General features: G+C 66.9%; 21 protein-coding genes. 3 read left to right on the forward strand and 18 right to left on the reverse strand.

What is annotated here, in order from left to right:
- Positions 1–9: 9 nt before the first annotated feature.
- Together OF829_RS08175 and OF829_RS08180 are read left to right on the forward strand one after the other, a co-directional pair.
- Positions 10–267: a helix-turn-helix domain-containing protein gene (locus tag OF829_RS08175; protein WP_264939490.1), complete on the forward strand. Its 258-nt coding sequence runs from the start codon at positions 10–12 to the stop codon at positions 265–267.
- The gene (locus OF829_RS08180) at positions 264–1,973 is read left to right on the forward strand and encodes a SulP family inorganic anion transporter (RefSeq protein ID WP_264939491.1); all 1,710 of its coding nucleotides are present in this window, start codon (positions 264–266) and stop codon (positions 1,971–1,973) included. The genes OF829_RS08175 and OF829_RS08180 overlap by 4 nt, the downstream gene beginning before the upstream one ends.
- Here OF829_RS08180 and OF829_RS08185 read toward each other — a convergent pair.
- From OF829_RS08185 to OF829_RS08260, 16 genes are all read right to left on the reverse strand, one after another.
- Positions 1,970–2,698, reverse strand: coding sequence for a hypothetical protein (locus OF829_RS08185; RefSeq protein ID WP_264939492.1), 729 nt, complete (start codon positions 2,696–2,698; stop codon positions 1,970–1,972). The two genes, OF829_RS08180 and OF829_RS08185, sit on opposite strands and share 4 nt — an antisense overlap.
- A gap of 80 nt (positions 2,699–2,778) precedes the next feature.
- The gene (locus OF829_RS08190; protein ID WP_264939493.1) at positions 2,779–3,273 is read right to left on the reverse strand and encodes a DUF2314 domain-containing protein; all 495 of its coding nucleotides are present in this window, start codon (positions 3,271–3,273) and stop codon (positions 2,779–2,781) included.
- Between the two features lie 120 nt (positions 3,274–3,393).
- A complete protein-coding gene (gene lpdA / locus OF829_RS08195) occupies positions 3,394–4,794 on the reverse strand; it encodes a dihydrolipoyl dehydrogenase (protein WP_264939494.1) in 1,401 nt (466 codons plus the stop codon).
- A gap of 44 nt (positions 4,795–4,838) precedes the next feature.
- Entirely contained in the window at positions 4,839–5,129 is a 291-nt protein-coding gene (locus OF829_RS08200) for a GIY-YIG nuclease family protein (protein ID WP_264939495.1), read from the reverse strand.
- Between the two features lie 48 nt (positions 5,130–5,177).
- Complete coding sequence (gene odhB / locus OF829_RS08205) at positions 5,178–6,374, reverse strand: 2-oxoglutarate dehydrogenase complex dihydrolipoyllysine-residue succinyltransferase (RefSeq protein ID WP_264939496.1); 1,197 nt, start codon at positions 6,372–6,374, stop codon at positions 5,178–5,180.
- 7 nt (positions 6,375–6,381) lie between these two features.
- Positions 6,382–9,309 carry a 2-oxoglutarate dehydrogenase E1 component gene (locus tag OF829_RS08210; RefSeq protein WP_264939497.1) on the reverse strand — a complete coding sequence of 976 codons (2,928 nt, stop codon included), beginning with the start codon at positions 9,307–9,309 and terminating at the stop codon, positions 6,382–6,384.
- A gap of 64 nt (positions 9,310–9,373) precedes the next feature.
- On the reverse strand, positions 9,374–10,258 hold the full coding sequence (gene sucD / locus OF829_RS08215) for a succinate--CoA ligase subunit alpha (protein WP_264939498.1): 885 nt from the start codon (positions 10,256–10,258) through the stop codon (positions 9,374–9,376).
- A 174-nt stretch (positions 10,259–10,432) separates the two neighbouring features.
- On the reverse strand, positions 10,433–11,395 hold the full coding sequence (mdh, locus tag OF829_RS08220) for a malate dehydrogenase (protein WP_264939499.1): 963 nt from the start codon (positions 11,393–11,395) through the stop codon (positions 10,433–10,435).
- Positions 11,396–11,538: 143 nt separating this feature from the next.
- Positions 11,539–11,823, reverse strand: a complete 285-nt coding sequence (locus OF829_RS08225; protein ID WP_264939500.1) for a hypothetical protein — start codon at positions 11,821–11,823, stop codon at positions 11,539–11,541.
- Positions 11,823–12,146, reverse strand: coding sequence for a heavy metal-binding domain-containing protein (locus OF829_RS08230; RefSeq protein WP_264939501.1), 324 nt, complete (start codon positions 12,144–12,146; stop codon positions 11,823–11,825). Before OF829_RS08230 ends, OF829_RS08225 begins: the two co-directional genes overlap by 1 nt.
- 209 nt (positions 12,147–12,355) lie before the next feature.
- Complete coding sequence (locus tag OF829_RS08235) at positions 12,356–14,191, reverse strand: glycoside hydrolase family 2 protein (RefSeq protein ID WP_264939502.1); 1,836 nt, start codon at positions 14,189–14,191, stop codon at positions 12,356–12,358.
- A 78-nt stretch (positions 14,192–14,269) separates the two neighbouring features.
- Positions 14,270–15,382: a cell division protein ZapE gene (gene zapE, locus OF829_RS08240; protein ID WP_264939503.1), complete on the reverse strand. Its 1,113-nt coding sequence runs from the start codon at positions 15,380–15,382 to the stop codon at positions 14,270–14,272.
- Positions 15,379–15,837, reverse strand: a complete 459-nt coding sequence (locus OF829_RS08245) for a PaaI family thioesterase (RefSeq protein WP_264939504.1) — start codon at positions 15,835–15,837, stop codon at positions 15,379–15,381. The genes zapE and OF829_RS08245 overlap by 4 nt, the downstream gene beginning before the upstream one ends.
- A complete protein-coding gene (locus OF829_RS08250) occupies positions 15,834–16,775 on the reverse strand; it encodes an MBL fold metallo-hydrolase (RefSeq protein WP_264939505.1) in 942 nt (313 codons plus the stop codon). Before OF829_RS08250 ends, OF829_RS08245 begins: the two co-directional genes overlap by 4 nt.
- The gene (locus OF829_RS08255) at positions 16,775–17,554 is read right to left on the reverse strand and encodes a succinate dehydrogenase iron-sulfur subunit (RefSeq protein ID WP_264939506.1); all 780 of its coding nucleotides are present in this window, start codon (positions 17,552–17,554) and stop codon (positions 16,775–16,777) included. The genes OF829_RS08250 and OF829_RS08255 overlap by 1 nt, the downstream gene beginning before the upstream one ends.
- 101 nt (positions 17,555–17,655) lie before the next feature.
- Positions 17,656–17,967: an ArsR/SmtB family transcription factor gene (locus OF829_RS08260; RefSeq protein ID WP_264939507.1), complete on the reverse strand. Its 312-nt coding sequence runs from the start codon at positions 17,965–17,967 to the stop codon at positions 17,656–17,658.
- A 126-nt stretch (positions 17,968–18,093) separates the two neighbouring features.
- On the opposite strand from OF829_RS08260, the gene OF829_RS08265 reads away from it, so the two are divergent.
- A complete protein-coding gene (locus OF829_RS08265) occupies positions 18,094–18,837 on the forward strand; it encodes an SDR family NAD(P)-dependent oxidoreductase (RefSeq protein ID WP_264939508.1) in 744 nt (247 codons plus the stop codon).
- Here the strand turns inward: OF829_RS08265 and OF829_RS20575 are convergent.
- Both OF829_RS20575 and OF829_RS08275 read right to left on the reverse strand, forming a co-directional pair.
- A complete protein-coding gene (locus OF829_RS20575; RefSeq protein ID WP_319951539.1) occupies positions 18,834–19,721 on the reverse strand; it encodes an ATP-dependent Clp protease proteolytic subunit in 888 nt (295 codons plus the stop codon). The genes OF829_RS08265 and OF829_RS20575 overlap by 4 nt on opposite strands.
- Before the next feature lie 9 nt (positions 19,722–19,730).
- On the reverse strand, positions 19,731–20,732 hold the full coding sequence (locus OF829_RS08275) for a C13 family peptidase (RefSeq protein WP_264939509.1): 1,002 nt from the start codon (positions 20,730–20,732) through the stop codon (positions 19,731–19,733).
- Positions 20,733–20,827 lie beyond the last annotated feature (95 nt).

A 20,827-nucleotide genomic window follows, 5' to 3' on the forward strand; every position in this document is an offset into this window, starting at 1 on the left:
CGAGCATCGATGATCACCGCGGCTCAGATGCGCGCCGCGCGCGCCTTGCTCGGCATCGACCAGAAGCAGCTGGCCGAGATGTCGGGCGTTTCGCTGCCGACGATCCAGCGGATGGAGGCGAGCGAGGGCAATGTCCGCGGCGTGGTCGACACGCTCACCAAGGTGATCGATGCGTTCGAGCGCGGCGGCGTGGTGCTGATCGGCGATGGCGCGCCGAGCGCCGATGGCGGGCGCGGCGTGCGCTTCAGGGAGCCGAGACCGCGATGACCGCCCGGGCGGCACGGCCCGGTTTCGGCGAGCTGTTCACGCCCAAGCTCGTCACCATCCTGCGCGAACATTATGCGCTGGGCGACTTCAAGGCCGATGCGCTCGCCGGGCTCACCGTGGCGATCGTGGCGCTGCCGCTGTCCATGGCGATCGCGATCGCATCGGGGGTGGGGCCCGAGCGCGGGCTCTATGCGGCGATCGTCGGCGGGTTCGTGGTGTCGCTGCTCGGCGGCAGCCGCTTCCAGATCGGCGGCCCGGCCGGGGCGTTCATCGTGCTGGTTGCGGCGACAGTCGCGCAGCACGGGGTCGATGGGCTGCTGCTCGCGACGCTCCTGTCGGGATTGATCCTGATCGCGATCGGCTTCCTCGGGCTCGGCACCTTCATCAAATATATCCCCTATCCCGTGACGGTCGGCTTCACGGCGGGAATCGCGGTGATCATCCTGGCGAGCCAGCTCAAGGATCTGCTGGGGCTGGCGCTGGCGGGGCCCGAGCCGGGGCCGATCCTGCCCAAGCTGACGGCGTTGGCGGGGGCGTTGCCGAGCGCCAACGGCGCGGCGATGGCGGTCGCCGCGGGGGTGATCGCGATGATCCTGGGGCTTCGCCGGTTGCGGCCCGGCTGGCCGGGAATGCTGATCGCGGTAGCGCTGGCCGCAGCCGCGACCGCGTGGTTGCGCCTGCCCGTCGAGACGATCGGATCGCGGTTCGGCGGCATCCCGGGCGCGCTGCCCGCCCCGCATCTTCCCGCGATCTCGATCGACCGCATCGGCGCGATCCTGCCTTCGGCGCTCTCATTCGCACTGCTCGGCGGAATCGAGAGCCTGTTGTCGGCGGTGGTCGCCGACAGCATGACGGGCCGGCGGCACCGGTCGAACTGCGAGCTGGTCGCGCAGGGCGCGGCCAATATCGCCTCCGCGCTGTTCGGCGGCATCTGTGTGACCGGCACGATCGCGCGGACCGCGACCAATGTCCGCTCGGGCGCGCGCGGGCCGTTGGCGGGGATGCTCCATTCGCTGTTCCTGCTCGGCTTCATGGCGCTGGCGGCGCCGCTCGCGCGCTTCATCCCGCTCTCCGCGCTGGCGGGGGTGCTGGCGGTGGTGGCGTGGAACATGGCCGAAAAGCACGAATTCGCGATGCTGCTGCGCGCGTCGCGCGGCGACGCGGTGGTGCTGCTCACCACCTTCCTGCTGGTGGTGTTCCGCGACCTGACCGAGGGCATATTGATCGGTTTCGGCATCGGGGCGCTGCTGTTCCTCCACCGCATGGCGCAATCGGTGGAGGTCGATGGATCGGGATTGCTGGTCGGCGAGGACCGAAGCGACCGCGACGAGCCGCGGACGCCCTATGACGCGGCGCTTGCCGCCGATCGCGGGGTGATCGTCTATCGCATCTCGGGGGCGTTCTTCTTCGGCGCGGCTGGCGCGGTCGGCGCCGCGCTGGACCGGATCGGCGCGCACCCGCGTGCCTATGTGGTCGATGTCTCGGAGGTCCCCCTTCTGGATTCGAGCGCGGCGGCGAGCCTGGCCGGGTTCGCGCGCCGGGCGCAACGCGCGGGCGCGGCGGTCTTCTTCGCAGGCGCACGGCGGCCTATCCGGCGGCTCTTGCTCGCGCACGGAGTCCGACCGCCGCTCGCGCGCTTTCGCAGCACCGTCGCCGCGGCGGTGACGGAGGCGGGCCGGTCCCCGCCAGCCGGGCAGGATTCCTAGCCGACCCCGCCCTCGGACAGCCGCTCGGCGCCATGTTCGGCGGCGGCCTTGGCGGTCTTGTCATCGACCGTCTCGCTCAGCTTCTTGAGCTGCTCGGCGGCGGCTTGGGCGGTCTTTTCCCAGCCGGCGGAGAGCGCGACCGCGCCGACGTCCTTGAGCTCCTCGATCACCTGGCGCTGGAGCGTCGCGGTTTCGGCGGGCGTCTGGGCGATATTGTTGAGCGCCTGCTCCGCCGACGCCTCGATCACGGTCTGCGCCTCGGGTTTCATCGATCCGGGCGGGTTCTGCGACAACACCGTGCGGAGGTTCCGCGCGGCCTTGACGGTCTCCTCGATCCCGTCGGCCTTGGCGTTGCTCGCGATCTCGGCAATCTCCCGCTGCACATTGTCGGTGCGCTTGCCGACATTGTCGACCGCCGAGGTGAGCACTGCGGGGAAGGCGAGGCCGCACAGCAGCGAGAAGAAGAGCGTCGGCATCGCGGCGTTGGTGTCGGTATGCGCGAGGACATAGATGGTGATGCCGGCCGCGGCGACGCCCAGCAACGGGCTCTGCCAATAGGCGCCGAGCGAGGGGCTTTCGCTGCGCGGATTGAGCTTGGCGACGATGGGCTGGAGCAATCCGCCCAACAGTCCGCCGACAATGACCACGCCCAGATTGGCCTTGGCCGCGGCGTCGAAGAACGCCCCCATGCCCAGAAAGGAGTCCACCGCCGTCTGATTGTCCATGTCATCCCCCTGCATCGACTCGTTGTGCGATAGAAGAGGCTAAATAATGCCGGAGATCAAATGGAATATGGCGGCTGCGATCACCAGTTGAACGCGCGGCGCACCTGCTCGGCTTCGTCGCGCGAGTAGCGCGGGAGCATGGCGCGCGTGGTGAAATTGCCCTGCATCACGCCGCCGCTGTAATAGCCCCAGTCGACAATGTCGGCGTCGCTGACATTCACCTTCTCGCCAAGCTTGAAGCGCGGATCGACCGGGATATTGGCGAGGCGCGCGATGGTGACGCCGGACGAATGCGAGATCACTTCGGCCCAGATGAATTCGGCGCCGCCGGGCTCGGGCAGCAGGTCGAACTTGATCAGGAAGCCATGCTCGCCCGGCGCGGGATTGGCGAGGTGCCGGAAGAAATCGGGGAGGGTGCGGCGTCCTTCGGCGATCGCGGCGTTCATCGCGGGATCGCTTTCGGCGACATAGATGACGCGCTCTTCGCCGTTCGGCGCCTTGCCGTTCTTCTGCGCCTGCGCCGTGGCGGGCGCGAGCAGGGCGGCGAGGGCAGCGAGGGTGAGCGCCAGGCGCATGCAGGTCCTTTCACAGCGGCATGGGCAAAGCCCATGCCGTCGGTCGGCACTGTAGTGCCGCCGTCCGTCCGAGCCTAGTTCGCTCGAAATCAGCTGCGCTAATTTCGTCGCCGGCTCGGATCAAATATGGATCGGCTTGCCCGTTACCGCCATCGCCGCTTCCTTGATCGCCTCGCTGTGCGTCGGGTGGGCGTGGCAGGTGTACGCAATGTCTTCCGAGGTCGCGCCGAACTCCATCGCCTGTGCGGCCTGGGCGATCATCGTGCCGGCGACCGAGGCGATGATCCACACGCCGAGCACGCGGTCGGTCCTGGCGTCGGCGACGATCTTCACGAAGCCGTCGCCTTCGTGATTGGTCTTGGCGCGGCTGTTGGCCATCATCGGGAACTTGCCGACCTTCACTTCGCCGCGCGCCTTGGCCTGCTCTTCGGTCAGGCCGACGCCGGCGATTTCGGGGAAGGTATAGACGACGCTCGGGATCACATCGTGGTTCACGATGCCGGTGAGGCCGGCGATATTCTCGGCGACCGCGATGCCCTCATCCTCCGCCTTGTGCGCGAGCATCGGGCCGGGGATGACGTCGCCGATCGCCCAGATTCCGGGGACGCTCGTCTTGAAGCTGTGATCGGTTTCGATCTGGCCGCGTTGGTTGGTGGCGAGACCGGCCTTGTCGAGCGCGAGGCCGTCGGTGTTCGGACGGCGGCCGATTGAGACGAGGACGGCATCGGCTTCGAGCGTCTCCGGGGCACCGCCCGCGGCAGGCTCGAGCGTGAGTATGGCCTTGTTGCCGCTCACGGCGGCGCCGGTGACCTTGGTCGAGAGTTTGAACTCCAGACCCTGTTTTTTGAAGATCTTGTTGGCTTCCTTGCGGACCTCGGCGTCCATGCCGGGGAGGATCTGGTCGAGAAATTCGACGACCGTCACCTTGGCGCCGAGGCGCTTCCACACCGAGCCCAGCTCGAGCCCGATCACCCCGCCGCCGATCACGACGAGGTGGCCGGGGACCTTGGCGAGTTCGAGCGCGCCGGTCGAATCGACGACGATCTGCTTGTCATTATCGACCTCGACGCCCGGGAGCGGGGTAACCGATGAGCCGGTGGCGATGACGATGTTCTTGGCGCGGACGCTCCGCCCGCCGACCTCGACCGTGTCGGTGCCGGTGAAGGCGGCGCGGCCCTTGAGCCATTCGATCTTGTTCTTCTTGAACAGGAATTCGATGCCACCGGTGAGCCCTTTGACCGCATCCTTGCGCTGGCCGTGCATCGTATCGAGATCGAGCTCGGGGGTGACCTTGATCCCGAGCTTGGCGAAGGCGCCGTTGGCGGCGGCGTCATAATATTCGGACGCATGGAGCATCGCCTTGGACGGGATGCAGCCGACATTGAGGCAGGTGCCCCCCAGCGTCTCGCGGCTCTCGGCACACGCGGTCCTGAGCCCGAGCTGCGCGGCGCGGATTGCCGCCACATAGCCGCCGGGGCCCGCACCGATCACGAGGACGTCGAAGTCGTATTCGTCTGCCATTTCAAACCTTCTTCCGTGCTCCGGCGAAGGCCGGAGCGTTGGCCTCAAGCGCAAATCTCGGCGTAAAGATCACGCCATTCGGGATTGCGCTCCTCGATGAGCCGTAGTTTCCACGCGCGATGCCATTTCTTCATTCGATACTCGCAGGCTCGCGCATCCTGCAGATTGTCGAAATATTCGTACCAGACGAGCAGCTTGCAACCCTTGACCTTAGAATGTCCCTCAACAACGCCGTTGCGATGTTGCCAGGTCCGGTGGCGCAGGTTGCTCGTAACCCCCAGATAGGTCTCTCCGCGGCGATGGTTCGCCATCAGATAGACGCATCCTGATTTCATCGCGCTCCTTCCAGGGCTCCGGCCTTCGCCGGAGCACGGTTCAGCTCCTCAAAGGTCGATCAGCAGCCGCGTCGGATCCTCGATCGCGTTCTTGAGCGCCACAAGGAACGTCACCGCCTCGCGGCCGTCGATCAGGCGGTGGTCGTAGGACAGAGCGAGGTACATCATCGGGCGGATGACGATCTGGCCGTCGCGGACCACGGGGCGGTCCTCGATGCGGTGCAGGCCGAGCACAGCGCTCTGCGGCGGGTTGATGATCGGGGTCGACATCAAAGATCCGAACACGCCGCCATTGGAGATGGTGAAGGTGCCGCCCTTCATCTCCTCCATCTTGAGCGTGCCGTCCTTGGCGCGCTTGCCGAAGTCGCCGATCGTCTTCTCGATGCCGGCGACGGTCAGGTCCTGCGCGTCGCGGATCACGGGAACCACGAGGCCGTTGGGGGCGCTGACCGCGACCGAGATATCGGCATAGTCGTGATAGACGATCTCGTCGCCTTCGATGCTGGCATTGACGCTGGGGATGTCCTTGAGCGCCATCACCGCGGCCTTCACGAAGAAGCCCATGAAGCCGAGCCGGACGCCGTGCTTCTTCTCGAACAGGTCCTTGTATTTGGTGCGGGCCTCCATGACGGCGGTCATGTCGACATCGTTGAAGGTGGTGAGCAAGGCGGCGGTGTTCTGCGCTTCCTTGAGGCGGCTGGCGATCGTCTGTCGCAGGCGCGTCATGCGGACGCGCTCCTCCTTGCGGCCGCCTGCAGATGCGGCGGCTGGCGCGGGAGCCGGTGCGGGCGCGGGGGCCGGTCCCGCGGGTGCGACGGGCTTGGCCGAGGCGGCGGCGACCACATCCTCCTTGGTGATGCGGCCATCCTTGCCGGTGCCCTGCACGGTGGCGGGATCGACATGATGCTCGAGGATCGCGCGGCGCACCGAGGGCGAGAGTGCGGCCGCTTCGCCGGAGGCGGCGGGGGCCGGAGCGGCTTCGGCGGCGGGCGCTGGTGCGGCGGCGGCACCGCCGGCCTCGATCGACGCGATCACCGCGCCGACATTGACGGTATCGCCGACTGCGACGAGCTGCGCGCCCATTACGCCCGCGGCGGGGGCGTTGACCTCGACCGAGACCTTGTCGGTCTCGAGGCTGGCGATCGGCTCATCGAGCGCGACTGGCTCGCCGGGCTTCTTCAGCCATTCGCCGAGCGTGGCCTCAGTGATCGATTCGCCCAGCGTGGGGACTTTGACGTCGGTCATGTGCAGATCAGCCTTTCCGGGTTCTGCGGATTTCGTTGCGGACGCTGTGGCCGAGCGCGTCGGCGACGAGCGCGGCCTGTTCGGTCTGGTGGCGCTTCATCAGGCCCGTGGCGGGCGAGGCGGCGGCGGCGCGGCCGGCATAGCGGGCGCGCTGCGGCTTGACCCTGGCCTCGGCCAGACACTCCTCGATGAAGGGCTCGACGAAGAACCAGTATCCGTTGTTCTTCGGCTCTTCCTGCGCCCACACGACCTCTTCGAGGTTGGTCATCCGCGCGAGGCGCTTGACCAAAGGCTCGCTCGGGAAGGGATAGAGCTGCTCGACCCGGACGATCGCGGTGTTCGTGTCGCCCGCGGCGTCGCGCGCCTCGATCAGGTCGTACGCAACCTTGCCGGTGCAGAGCACGAGGCGCTTCACATCCTTGTCGGCGGGCGCCGAAGGGTCGGAGAGCAGGCGCATGAAATGCGTGTCGCCGGTGAAGTCGCTCGTCTTCGAGACCGCCATCTTGTGCCGCAGCAGCGACTTCGGCGTCATCACCACCAAGGGCTTGCGGAAATTGCGGTGCATCTGGCGGCGGAGCAGGTGGAAATAATTCGCCGGGGTGGTGCAGTTGGCGACCTGCATATTGTCCTGCGCGCAGAGCTGGAGGAAGCGCTCGGGACGCGCCGAGCTATGCTCGGGCCCCTGGCCCTCATACCCATGCGGCAGCAGCATCACGAGGCCGTTGGCGCGCAGCCACTTGGCCTCGCCCGCGGCGATGAACTGGTCGATCATGATCTGCGCGCCATTGGCGAAGTCGCCGAACTGGGCTTCCCAGAGCACCAGCGTCTTGGGGTCGGCGCCGGCATAGCCATATTCGAAGCCGAGCACGCCATACTCGGAGAGCGGCGAATCGAGCACTTCGAAGCGACCGTGCGGAATCTCGCCGAGCGGCACATATTTATGCTCGTCGCTCTGATCGACCCAGACGGCGTGCCGCTGGCTGAACGTGCCGCGGCCCGAATCCTGGCCCGAGAGCCGGACGCCATAGCCCTCCGACAGCAGCGAACCGAAGCCGAGCGCCTCGCCGGTCGCCCAGTCGAAATTCTCGCCCGATTTGAACATCTCGCGCTTGGCGTCGATCACGCGGGCGAGGGTCTTGTGGATTTCGAGGCCGGCGGGAATTTCGGTCAGCGTGCGGCCAAGGCTGTCGAACAGCTTGGGCTCGATCCCGGTCTCGGTATTGCGCCGCGCGCCCTCGGCATCGACCGGCGCGTGGAGGCCCGACCAGCGGCCCGCGAACCAATCGGCCTTGTTGGGCAGGTACGAGGCCCCGGCGGTGAACTCGCCTTCGAGCAGATCGGTGAAGGCCTTGATATGCCCATCGACAAAGCCCGCATCGATCACGCCCTGATCGATCAGACGGCGCGAATAGACTTCGCTAACCGGGGGATGCTGTTTGATCCGCGCATACATCAGCGGCTGGGTGAAGCTCGGCTCGTCGCCTTCGTTATGGCCGAACCGCCGGTAGCACCACATGTCGATCACGACGTCGCGGTGGAATTTCTGGCGGAACTCGATCGCCATCTTGCACGCGAAGGTGACCGCTTCGGGATCGTCGCCATTGACGTGGAAGATCGGTGCCTGAACGCCCTTCGCCACATCGCTCGGATAGGGCGAGGAGCGTGCGAATTGCGGGCTGGTGGTGAAGCCGATCTGGTTGTTGATGATGAAGTGGATGCAGCCGCCGGTATTGTAGCCGCGGATGCCCGAAAAGCCGAGGCACTCCCAGACGATGCCCTGGCCTGCGAACGCCGCGTCGCCATGGAGGAGCACGGGCAGGACCTGCTCATGCTCGGCATCGGCGCGGAAATCCTGCTGCGCGCGGACCTTGCCGAGCACGACCGGATCGACGGCTTCGAGATGCGAGGGGTTGGCGACCAGCGACATATGGACGTTGATGCCGTCGAATTCGCGGTCGGTGCTGGTGCCGAGGTGGTACTTCACATCGCCCGAGCCGCCGATATCGTCGGGATTGGCCGAGCCGCCGGCGAATTCGTGGAAGATCACGCGGAAGGGCTTGGCGAGCACGTTGGCGAGCACGTTCAAGCGGCCGCGATGCGCCATGCCATAGACGATCTCGCGCACGCCGAGCTGGCCGCCATATTTGATGACCGCCTCGAGCGCGGGGATCATCGCCTCGCCGCCGTCGAGCCCGAAACGCTTGGTGCCGACATATTTGCGGCCGAGGAATTTCTCCCACTGCTCGGCCTCGATCACCTTGGAGAGGATCGCCTTCTTGCCGTTCTCGGAGAACTGGATCGCCTTGTCCTTGCCCTCCATCCGCTCCTGGAGGAAGCGGCGCTCCTCGACATCGGCGATGTGCATATATTCGAGGCCGACATTGCCGCAGTAATTGCGGCGCAGGATATCGACGATCTCGCGGATCGTGGCGGTCTGGAAGCCGAGCACGCCGCCCAGATAGATGGGCCGGTCGATTTCGCTGTCGGCGAAGCCGTGATATTCGGTGCGCAAATCCTCGGGCAGTTCCTGCTTGGAAAGGCCGAGGGGATCGAGGTTCGCGGCGAGATGACCGCGCACGCGATAGGTGCGGATCAGCAACATCGCGCGGATCGAATCGCCCGCGGCGCGCGCGATCTCGTCGGCCGACGCGGCGGGAGCGGCTGCGGGCGCGGGGGCCGAAGCCTTGGCGGGCTTGGGCGCGGGCTCCATCTGGGTCGGATCGAGCGCCGCGGTGAGCGCGTCGGTCTCCTTGGGCGGCCAGTTGGGCTGCGCCCAGCTCGGCCCCGAGACGGCGCTTTCGAGACCGTCGAACCAGTTGCGCCAACCCTCCTCCACCGAGGCGGGGTTGCTCTTGTAGTTGCGGTACAATGTCTCGACGAAACCGGGGCTTACGCCGCCCGCGATCTGCTCGAAGTCCAGGCCCTCATAGCCCATGATGGTATCCATCCGATGTTAGCGCTCACATTTCCCCGGATATAGGAGCGCAATCGTTGACTAATTACCCCTTAAGCACTTCGGCCAGCGTCGAGCCGAGCTCGGAGGGGCTGGCGGCGACGCGGATGCCCGCGGCCTCCATCGCCGCGATCTTGCTCTCGGCATCGCCCTTGCCGCCCGAGACGATCGCGCCGGCATGGCCCATGCGGCGCCCCGGCGGCGCGGTGCGGCCGGCGATGAAGCCCGCCATCGGCTTCTTGCGGCCGCGCCTGGCCTCGTCGATCAGGAACTGCGCGGCCTGCTCCTCGGCGTCGCCGCCGATTTCGCCGATCATGATGATCGACTTGGTCGCCTCGTCGGCGAGGAACAGCTCGAGCACGTCGATGAAATTGGTGCCGTTGACCGGATCGCCGCCGATGCCGACCGCGGTGGTCTGGCCGAGGCCAGCATTGGTGGTCTGGAACACTGCCTCATAGGTGAGCGTGCCCGAGCGCGACACGACGCCGACCGAGCCCTTCGAGAAGATGCTGCCGGGCATGATGCCGATCTTGCACTCGCCGGGGGTGAGCACGCCGGGGCAGTTCGGGCCGATCAGCCGCGACTTGCTGCCCGAGAGTGCGCGCTTGACCTTGACCATGTCGAGCACCGGAATGCCCTCCGTGATCGTGACGATCAGCGGCACTTCGGCATCGATCGCCTCGAGGATCGAATCCGCGGCGAAGGGCGGCGGGACGTAGATCACCGAAGCGGTCGCGCCGGTCCTGGCGACGGCCTCTTCGACGGTATCGAACACCGGCAGCCCGATGTGCGTCGTGCCGCCCTTGCCGGGCGTGACGCCGCCGACCATCTGCGTGCCGTACGCCAGCGCCTGCTGGGTGTGGAACGTGCCGGTTTCACCGGTCATGCCCTGGGTGATGACCTTGGTGTTCTTGTCGACGAGGATGCTCATTGGCCCCTGCTTCTCCGCTTCTTGTTCCCCTGCGAAGGCAGGAGCCCAGACCTAAAACAAGGACTCGAACAGATCGTCCCAGTCCGGATTCATCGTTTCAATCACCCGCAGCTTCCACAGCCGCGTTTCACCTTCAAAGCTTGGGCCCCCGCCTTCGCAGGGGCACGAGTTGGATCACGCCAGCGAGCCGTCGATCGCCTTGCAGGCGACCAGCAGTTCCTTGACCGCATCGACCGAGACCTGGAGGTTGGCCTTGGCCTCGTCGCCCAGCTTGATCTCGACCACCTTCTCCGCGCCGCCCGCGCCGATGATCACCGGCACGCCGACATAGAGATTGTCGACGCCGTACTGGCCGGTCAGATGGACCGCGGCGGGGAGAAGGCGCTTCTGGTCGTAGAGATAGGCCTCGGCCATCGCGATCGCCGACGTGGCGGGGGCATAGTAAGCCGAGCCGGTCTTGAGCAGCGCCACGATCTCGCCGCCACCCGAACGCGTGCGCTGGACGATCGCATCGATCCGCTCCTGGGTCGAGAAGCCCATCGCGATGAGATCGGGGATCGGGATGCCGCTGACGGTCGAATATTCGATCACCGGCACCATCGTGTCGCCATGGCCGCCGAGCACGAAGCTGGTCACGTCCTTGACCGAGACCTTGAACTCCTCGGCGAGGAAATGGCTGAAGCGCGACGAATCGAGCACGCCCGCCATGCCGATCACCTTGGCGTGGGGCAGGCCGGAGAATTCGCGCAGCGCCCACACCATCGCGTCGAGCGGGTTGGTGATGCAGATCACGAAGGCGTCGGGGGCGTGGGCGGCGATACCCTCGCCGACCGCCTTCATGACCTTCAAATTGATGCCGAGCAGGTCGTCGCGGCTCATCCCCGGCTTGCGGGCGACACCGGCGGTGACGATGATCACATCGGCGCCTGCGATATCGGCATAATCGTTCGAACCGGTGATCGTCGCGTCGAACCCTTCGACCGGGCTGCACTGGCTGAGATCGAGCGCCTTGCCCTGGGGCACGCCCTCGACCACGTCGAACAGCACGATGTCGCCCAGGCCCTTGAGGGCAGCGAGATGGGCGAGCGTGCCGCCGATATTGCCGGCGCCGATCAGCGCGATCTTCTTGCGGGCCATGGGAACTCCTTCGGATCAATAATGGGCGCGACTAAGGGCGCGGAACCGCGGAAAACGAGGGTCGCTTAGGCGCATTGGCGCAAGGCCGCAACCTCAGAAAGTCGCCAGCTCCGGATTATCTTTGCGACTAATTCGCAATTGCATTAAGAAGGGGTTTCGGCATCCACATAACGCCGCGCGCCGGTGCGCGGATTGAACCAGACGGTGACGGGACGCCCGCTCTCCTCGTCGATGAAGCGCTCGGAGGTCGGCTGCCAGTCGCCGTCGAGTTCAGTGCTGCCGCGATAATGGAAGCGCTCGAACAGGGTCCCCGCGACGAACAGGGCCGCCATCGCCGCCATCGGCCAGGCGCCGGGATCCTGCCCCGCCAGCGTCAGCGCGCAGAGCAGCATGATGCCGGCGGCGATCAGGACGATGCTGCGCAGCATCAGGGCGCCGGATCGAGCACCACCGCGGTGCCGTACGCCACGACTTCGTTCATCGCCTGGGCGATCTCGCCCGAATCGAAGCGCATCATCACCACCGCATTGGCGCCCATCGCATGCGCATTGGCGACGAGACGGTCGATCGCGTGGCGGCGGGTATCCTCGACCAGGCGGGTATATTCGGGAATCTCGCCGCCGACGATCGAACGGAGCGAAGCCGTGATATTCCCCCCGATCCCGCGGCTGCGCACGACGATGCCGAACACCTGCCCGACGACGCGGACGACAGTATGGCCGGGGACGTTTTCGGTGGTGGTGACGATCATCGGCGGTCTCCTTTGGCGTCAGCCTATCAGGCTTAGGGGGAGAAGAAGAGAGTGGTTCACGCAAAGACGCGAAGACGCGAAGAGGTTTCGCCTGCGGCACCGCCTCGCGTCGACGAGGCCTTCATCCTGGCGGCAGCCGAGACTTGGCCGCTTCGCGGAAGGTGGAGAGGTGCCTCTTTATTCTTTGCGTCTTTGCGGGAAATCTCCTTCTACCTCCCATCCCTCCGCCGCGCATATTCGTCGGACAGCACGAAAAAGGCCGCTTTGCGCTGCCCGGTGTTCGACAGCAGGCCCTTGCGGTTCCAGCCCTGCTGGAAGACCGGGTGCTGGCGGCGCGGCGAGCGGAAGTCCTTGAGGATCCAGGGGGCGAGCCCGCGCAGGAACGGCACGCGGCGCGCCATCGCCAGCGTCTGGCGGTAATATTCGGCCTGGAATTCCTCGCTGAACTTGTGCGGGGCGGCGGCATCGTCGTGATAGCCGGCCTGCGCGTCCGCCCCGAATTCGGAGAAGATCAGCGGCTTCCTGACCGGCGAGCGCCATTCGATCGCGGCGACGCTGGCGAGCGGATCCGGCGTGTACCAGCCGTTATAGGTGTTCGCCGCCATCACATCGAGATCGGCGGCGAGCGGATCGTCGATCGTCTGGACATTGCCCTGGCGCCCCGCGAGCAGGGCGGCGGTGACGAGCCGGCTCGGGTCGAGGCTGCGGACATCGCCGATCAGGGTGCGCAGAAAGGCGTTGCGCGCGTCGTTGACCGGGGTCTCGTTGGCGACGCTCCACAGGATGATCGAGGCGCGGTTGCGGTCGCGGGTGATGCTCTCGCGGACCATCGCGCGCGCGGTGGCGAGCGTGTCCGGATTGCTCCAGTTGACGCGCCAATAGACGGGCACTTCGCTCCACACGAGCAGGCCGAGCTCGTCGGCCATGCGCGTCATCACCTCCGAATGCGGATAATGGGCAAGGCGGACGAAATTGCCGTGGAGCCCGTCGCGGACCTCGGTGAGCAGGGCGCGCGCGGCGGCGGGGGTGATCGCGCGGACGGGATTGTCGCCGAGTTCCTCCTCATGGAGGCAGATGCCGCGCAGGAAGATCGACTTGCCGTTGAGGAGGATGTCCTCGCCCTTCACTTCGATCGTGCGGAAGCCGACCCGGTCCTTCATCGTGTCGCCCGCGCCTTCGAAACTGACATCGTAGAGCGTCGGGCTTTCGGGCGACCAGCGGGCGAGCTTCCTCGGCGCGGCAATGCTGCCGGTCCAGCGGCCGTTCGCATCGGTTTTGCCCTCGAGCACAAGACCGAGCGCGGGGATGCGGAGCGCGACGGGGGCGTCGTTCGCGTGCGCGCCATCGAGCCGGATGCCGGCGGTGATCCTGCCGTCGGTACCGAGGCGCACCCAGCCGTCATCGACATAGGTTTCGCTCACGGTGATCAGCAGGACCGAGCGGGTGATTCCGCCATAATTCTCCCAGTCGGTGACGGGGGGCGGGACATCGGCGTCATGGCGTTCGGAATCGACGCCGACGGTGATCTGGTTGGTGCCCGCGCGGAGCAGGCCAGTGACTTCGAGCGCGAAGGGGGTGAAGCCGCCGAGATGCTTGCCCGCCAGCTTGCCGTTCACATAGACGGCGGCCGAATAATCGACCGCGCCGAAACGGAGGAAGCTGCGCTTGCCGGGCTGGAGCGCGGGCACCTCGAAGGTGCGCTGGTACCAGACCAGGCCATTATAATAGCGCATCTCCGCGGAATGGCCGATCCAGGCGCCGGGGAGATAGGCAACCGGCGAGCGCTGCATGTCGAACTCGAACAAGGCGGTCGGATTGTCGCGCGCGACATCGGCCTGGACGATATCGGCATAGCGGTTGCTGCTCGAACCGACCCCGCCACCATGGAAGCCGGAAAGGCCATCGCGATAGGGATCGACCGACCAGTGCCACGCGCCGTCGAGGCTCTGCGAGGTGCGGAGATCGGCGGCGGTGAGCGCGGGGCCGGCGTTCGCGGCGGCGGGGAAGAGAAGGAGGATCAGCAGGATCCGGAGCAGCTTCACCATCGTCTCTCTCCCGTTACGCGCGATGCTCAGACACCGCTGTCGGTTACGGTATAGCCGATCATACGCAGGATGCGAGGTTCACCGCTCGCCATGGCCTTCGGCGAGATAGTCGTCGGAGCGCATCTCCATCAGCCGGCTGACGGTGCGTTCGAATTCGAAGCGGCCGTCGCCGGCTTGGTAGAGCTGGTCGGGCTCGGCATCGGCGGCGGCGAGGAGCTTGACCTTGTGCTCGTAGAGCGCGTCGATCAGCGTCACGAAGCGCGCCGCCTCGTTGCGGTTCTCCGGCCCCAGGCGGGGGATGCCGACGATCATCACCGTGTGGAAGCGCCGTGCGATTGCCAGGTAATCCGCTGCCCCCCGCGCGTCACCGCACAGCCGCCTGAACGAGAAGACGGCGACGCCCTTGAGGCAGCGCGGCACATGGATCTCACGCCCGCCCTGGACGGGCAGATCGCATGAGGGGACGTGTGCGGCGTCCTCGGGCGGGTAATCGGTCAGGCGGAAAAAGGCGGCGGAGAGCGTGCGGGTGGCCTCGGGGCCGTTTGGGACGAGCCAGGTATCGACCTGCCCCAGCCGGTCGAGCCGGTAATCGACCGGGCCATTCAAGGCCATCACGTCCATCCGCTCCTCGATCAGCGCGATGAAGGGGAGGAACAGCTCGCGGTTGAGCCCGTCCTTGTAGAGATCGCGCGGCGGCCGGTTCGAGGTGGCGACCACCGCGACGCCGTGGCCCATCATCCCGGTGAAGAGCCGCGACAGGATCATCGCGTCGGCGGGATTGTTGACCACCATCTCGTCAAAGGCGAGCAGGCGGACATCGTCGGACAGCGCCTGCGCGACGCTCATCACGGGATCGCTGGTGTCGCGCCGGCGCTCGACATTGAGGCGCTCATGTACCTCGAGCATGAATTCGTGAAAATGGACGCGGCGCTTGCGGCGGATGTCGACGGCCTCGAAGAACAGGTCCATCAGCATCGACTTGCCGCGCCCGACCCCGCCCCAGAGATAGACGCCGCGCGGCGGATCGGGGGCGCGGCCGAGCGCGCGCCACAGGATGCTGCCCTTTTTCGGGACCGCTTCGAGCGCGTCGCAAAGCGATTGGAGCCGGGCGGCCGCTTCGGCCTGTCCGGGATCGTCGCGAAGCTCGCCCGCCGCGACCAGCGCCTGATAGCGTTCGAGAAGGTGGCTCACTTGGTCGAAGGCTTCCGGATCGTTCCCGTGAAGCTGACGATGATCGTTTCGTCCTGAACGATCAACCCGCGCATGAACAGCAGGCGTCCGGTCTCGCGCAGCAGCTCGACCCGCGCCTCGACCGCGCCTTCCTCGAGCGGGGCACCGGCGATGAACTGGGTGGTGAGGTCGAGCGTCGCGGCGGTGCCCGCGCTGAGCACGCCGAAGCTGCGCCCCGCGGCGAACATCGCCATGTCGATGAAACCGAGCAGTGCCCCGCCATGGACATGGCCGCGCAGGTTCGAATGGATTTGGGTGGGCGCGAAGCGGACGCGGGCGATGCCGTCTTCGAGCTTGACCGAGAGCGGGCCGAAGATCGAGTTGAACCGGGTGGGGTCGCTGATCGTCCAGCGGCTCCAGCCGGGGAGGTCGGGATCGGGGCCGAAGGTGAAACTCGGGGCCGGCGCGTCGCTCATGCGGCGCAGTACTTGTTGAGCTTTCCGCTGCGGAGCAGTTCGCCATAATAATAGGCGTAGCCGGCGAAATCGGCGACTTCCTTCTCGCTCAGCCAGTGCCGCGCCGCCGCGAGCCAGCCGCCCGCGCAGGTCTCCATCGGCCGCTCGCCCCCGCTGCAGATCAGGAAATCCTCGAAGCCGTTCTTCCACCAGCGGAAATCCTCGTGGGTCATCACCGGGCCGTGACCCGGGACAAGCGTTTCGAAATCGAGCTTGTCGATCGTTGCGAGCGCGTCGGCCCAGCCTTCGGGGCAGGCGGTGTCGAGAAAGGGGGCGGGGAGGGTGACGAGGTCGCCCGCGAGTAGGCGCTTGGAGGCGGGATCGTAGAGCCACAGATCGGCGGCAGTGGCCGCGTGTAGCGACACGCCGAGCATGAAGTTGCGGCCCGCGAGCTTGAGCGTCTGGACGCCGCCGAGCTGGATATCGGGGCGGAGTTCGTTGCCGCGATCGATCGTCAGCAGATCGGCGCGGACATCCTCGGCGATGCTGGGGGAGAGCTTGCCCGAGGCGAGCGCCTGGCGGCCCTGCGCCGCGCTCGTCTTGAGGAAGCCGGTGAGCGCCCCGTCGATCGCGCCGGTGCCATAGACGCGCAGGCCGGGGAAGAGCGGCCTGAGACGCAGGTTGCCGCTGACATGATCGAGGTGCCAATGGCTGTTGACGATCGCGACGATGCGGCGATCGCCCGTCGCGGCAAGGATCGCGTCGCTATGCGTCTTGTGGCGGCCAGTGTCGAACACGACCAGCCCGTCGGGTCCTTCGAGGAGGATGCTGTTGCCGTCGGGCTGCCGGCCGGGGGTGATGCCGCCGGGGACGAGGATGGTGTGATCGTCGAGCCGCTGTGCTTGCGCGGGAGCGGCGAAGGCGAGCGCCGCGGCGATCAGGGCCCCCGCCAGCTGCATCAGGCGACCCGCTCGGCCTCGAGCTTCTTGACCTCCGCGATCGCCTTGGCGGGGCTCAGGCCCTTGGGGCAGACATTCGCGCAGTTCATGATCGTGTGGCAGCGATACAAGGTGAAGGGATCCTCGAGCGCGTCGAGCCGCTCGGTATCCGCCTGGTCGCGGCTGTCGGCGAGCCAGCGATAGGCCTGGAGCAGGATGGCGGGGCCCAGGAACTTGTCCGAATTCCACCAATAGCTGGGGCAGCTGGTCGAGCAGCAGGCGCACAGGATGCACTCGTACAGCCCGTCCAACTCCTCGCGCTGCTTGGGGCTCTGGAGCCGTTCCTTGCCGTCGGCAGGGATATCGCCCGCTTCGAGCCACGGTTTGATCGACGCGTATTGCTGATAGAAATGGGTGAAATCGGGGACGAGGTCCTTGATCACGTCCATGTGCGGCAGGGGCGTGATGCGAATCTCGCCCTTGATGTCCTCGATCGCGGTGGTGCAGGCGAGGCCGTTGCGGCCGTCGAGGTTCATCGAGCAGGAGCCGCAAATCCCCTCGCGGCACGAGCGGCGGAAGGTGAGGCTCGGGTCCTGCTCCGACTTGATCTTGATCAGCGCGTCGAGGACCATCGGGCCGCACGCGTCGAGATCGACCTCGAAATTGTCGTAGCGCGGATTGGCGCCGCTATCGGGATCGTAGCGGTAGATCTTGAACTTCTTGACGCGCTTGCCCCCGGCGGCGGGGAAGGTCTTGCCCGGCTTGACGACGCTGTTCTTGGGCAGGCTGAATTCGGCCATCGTGCTTCCCGTGTGTGGCGGCTTGCAATTGTCTCGCGCGGGCTATGCCTTTCGCACCTGCGGCGCAACCCTATAGGTGACGCGGACGCCGCTGGCGGTGTTCAATCGGTGCGGTTGGCCAGCACTGTGGCGAGCAGGCCCGGGAAGCGCGCCTCAAAGGCGTCGCGGCGCAAATGGCTGATCATCTCGCGGCCCTCGGCGCGGGTTTCGACCAGCCCGGCGGCTCGCAGCACCTTGAAATGGTTCGAGAGCGTGCTCTTCGGGATCGGCTGTTCGGGGCAGGTGGCCGAGCAGTTGAGCGATCCGACCTCGGCCAGCTTCGCGATCATCGCGAGCCGCACCGGATCGGCGAGCGCATGGAGTGCGACCGGAAGGCCGACTTGCTTGAGATCGGGGTGCACGAAGCGCGACATGACTCACATATAGGAAAGCTTCGCCAGTTTAATAGTTCGGGAATATTGAACTATCCAGACGGCACCCCATCTCCCGCTCCGTCCCGGCTGCAGGCGGTCTTGCCGGCGGGGGACCGGAGTATCGAAATGAGCAGGAAACTGGCAGGCAAGCGCGCATTGGTGACCGGCGGGTCGCGCGGCATCGGCGCGGCGATCGCGAAGCGGCTGGCCGAGGACGGGGCGGACGTGATCATCACCTATGCCGGCAACCACGATGCAGCCAAGACGACCGTCGCGGCGATCGAGGCTGCGGGCGGCAAGGGCCGCGCGATCCAGGCCGATGCCGCGGATTCAGCGGCGGTGACCGATGCGGTCGATGCTGCTGCGGCCGAGCTGGGCGGGATCGATATCCTCGTCCACAATGCCGGGGTCAGCCATTTCGGCGGCGTGCATGAGGACAGCATCGAGGATTATCGCCGCGTGCTCGGCGTCAATGTCGATGGCGTGGTTGCTGGAACCCTCGCTGCGGTGCCCTATCTCGCCGACGGTGGACGCGTGCTGATCGTCGGCAGCGTGATGGGCGAGACATCGATGATGCCGGGCGCTGCGGCCTATAGCGCGAGCAAGTTCGCGGTGCAGGGGCTGGCGCGCGGCTGGGCGCGCGACCTGGCGCCGCGCGGCGTGCTGGTCAACGTCATCCAGCCGGGGCCGATCGATACCGACATGAACCCCGCGGACGGCGAACTGGCCGCTCAGCTCAAGTCGATCGTCCCGCTCGGCCGCTATGGCCGTGCCGACGAGGTGGCGGCGCTGGCGTCGTTCCTCGCGAGCGAGGATGCGTCGTACATTACCGGCACGACGATCAATATCGATGGGGGTACGCTGGCTTAGATCACGTCCGCGACGAGGCCGAGGGAGCGGGCTTCCTCGGCGTCGATATACCAGTCGTTGGGCGCGCGCTGGCGGAGTTCCTCGAACGTGACCCTGGAGCCCGCGACCAGATCGCGGAAGCTCTCCTCCTCGACCTTGAGCGCATGCTCGACCTCGCCCAGATGCGAGCGCATCGTCTCGGTCAGCGTGCGTAGCGAGCCGTTGAGACAAAAGCTCATGATCCGCTCATGGATCAGCAGCCGCGAGCCGCGCGTGAGATAGCGGCGGTCGGCGGGGAAGGCGGCCATCAGCACCGCGCCCGCCGAATAGACCGAGACCTTGCCGAGGAAGACCATGTCGCGCCGGTGATAATCGCGCAGCAGCCGGATCTCGTCGCCCATCAGCCGCGCAACCTCGGGATCGCCACCAAGGGTGGAGATCGCCACGACCAGAGGGCCTTCGGGCGGTGCGAGCGCGAGCTGGTGGCTGAAGCTGGCGTACATCGCCTGATCGACCTGACCCGACAGGCTGATGTGCGGGCGGCCGAGCATCGGATAGGCGAGGCCGGTATCGATCGGGACCGGCGCTGCGGCGGCGGGCGCGGCCTGCGGCGCGCGGGCGGCCGACTCGCGCTGCGGCGGCGCGATGGTCCGCGGGGCGGGCCGGGGGGCAAGCGCGCGCTGCTTCGCCTCGCGCGCCTCGAGCATCCGCTTGACCACGAAGGAGAGGCCGAAGGTAACGAGGATCCCCAGTCCCCATTGGATCAGCCGGTTGCGCAGGCCCCCGGGTAGCGCCTTCTGGATCACCGGCATGGCGGCGGGCAACGCGGCGGGAAGCACCGTGCCCGCCAGTTTCGACAGGTCGTTGGGGATGAGCTTTCCCAAGGGATTATCGGGCGAGCTCATCCGTTGCCCTTAGTGCCGGACCCGGTCGAGGATATCGGTCGCGGGACGGCCGGCGGGCTGGGTCGCGACCTTGGGGCTCCGCGCCTCGAGCGGGGTCAGCCAGGTGCCGACGCTCGCGCCGATGCTCACCTGCGGGTTCGAGGGGGTGACGCCGCCCTTGGTCTCCCACTGGGTGATCAGCCCGCGCGCTTCGTCCGACGCGGCCTTGAGCGTCTGCGGCTTGCGCAGCGCGTGATTGATCATCGCGTCGCCGAAAAACGTCCAGTCATTGTCCGACGCGCAGCCGAACGAGGTGCGGCTGTCCGACGCGGCGGTGAAGAGCGCGGTGGTGGGGCTGGCCAGTGCGGGGACGAACACGCCCGAATAGCAGGCCGACAGGATCAGCAGCCGGTTCCTGATGCCGAGATCGCCGAGCACCCCCGCGAGCCGCTTGGGGCTCAGCACGCCGAAGCCTTGGTCTGCGTCGTGATAGACGATCCCCAGCGGCGCGCCGTGGCTGGTTGAATAGAGGATCAGGACATCCTCCTTCGGATCCATCAGCTCGGAGATGCGCGCGAGCGCGAGGGTCAGGTTTGTGATGCTGCCATTGGGAAGCGCGCTGGGGCCGCTGCCGTCGGTGCCCGCGAGCGTGATGGTGCGCCCGGCGCCGCCGTAGCGCCACGAGAGGACCTTCCCCGCCTCGCGCGCCTCGCGCCCGAACACCGGATCGCTGTCGAGCCCGACCGAGACGATATAGACATCGACCACGCCCTTGCGCTGCGGCTGGAGGGCGGCGAGCGCCTTGTCCATGCGCCGGTAGTCGGCGAGCATCCAGCGCGGCGAACGCCCGCGGTCGAGCTCGGGGCCGAGATCGAGGCTCGCCGCCATCTCGCCCTGCGTCTCCCCGCTCGCCATGCCGGGAAAGCCCGAGACATGCTCGGGCGCCTTGTAGGGCACGACCTGCGCCGCGGCGGGCAGCGCCAGCACGCCCGCGAGGAAAGCGATCAGCGCACGCGGAACGAAGAAACGCATTTCGGGACAGCTCCCCGGATGACGAATTAACCATCGCCAGTGTCGCCGGGGCGCGCGCGGAGTCAAGGCGGCAGCGCGCCACTGCATCCGATTGC

Origin of the sequence: Sphingomonas caeni (assembly GCF_026013415.1) — a bacterium.
GTDB lineage: Bacteria > Pseudomonadota > Alphaproteobacteria > Sphingomonadales > Sphingomonadaceae > Sphingomonas > Sphingomonas caeni.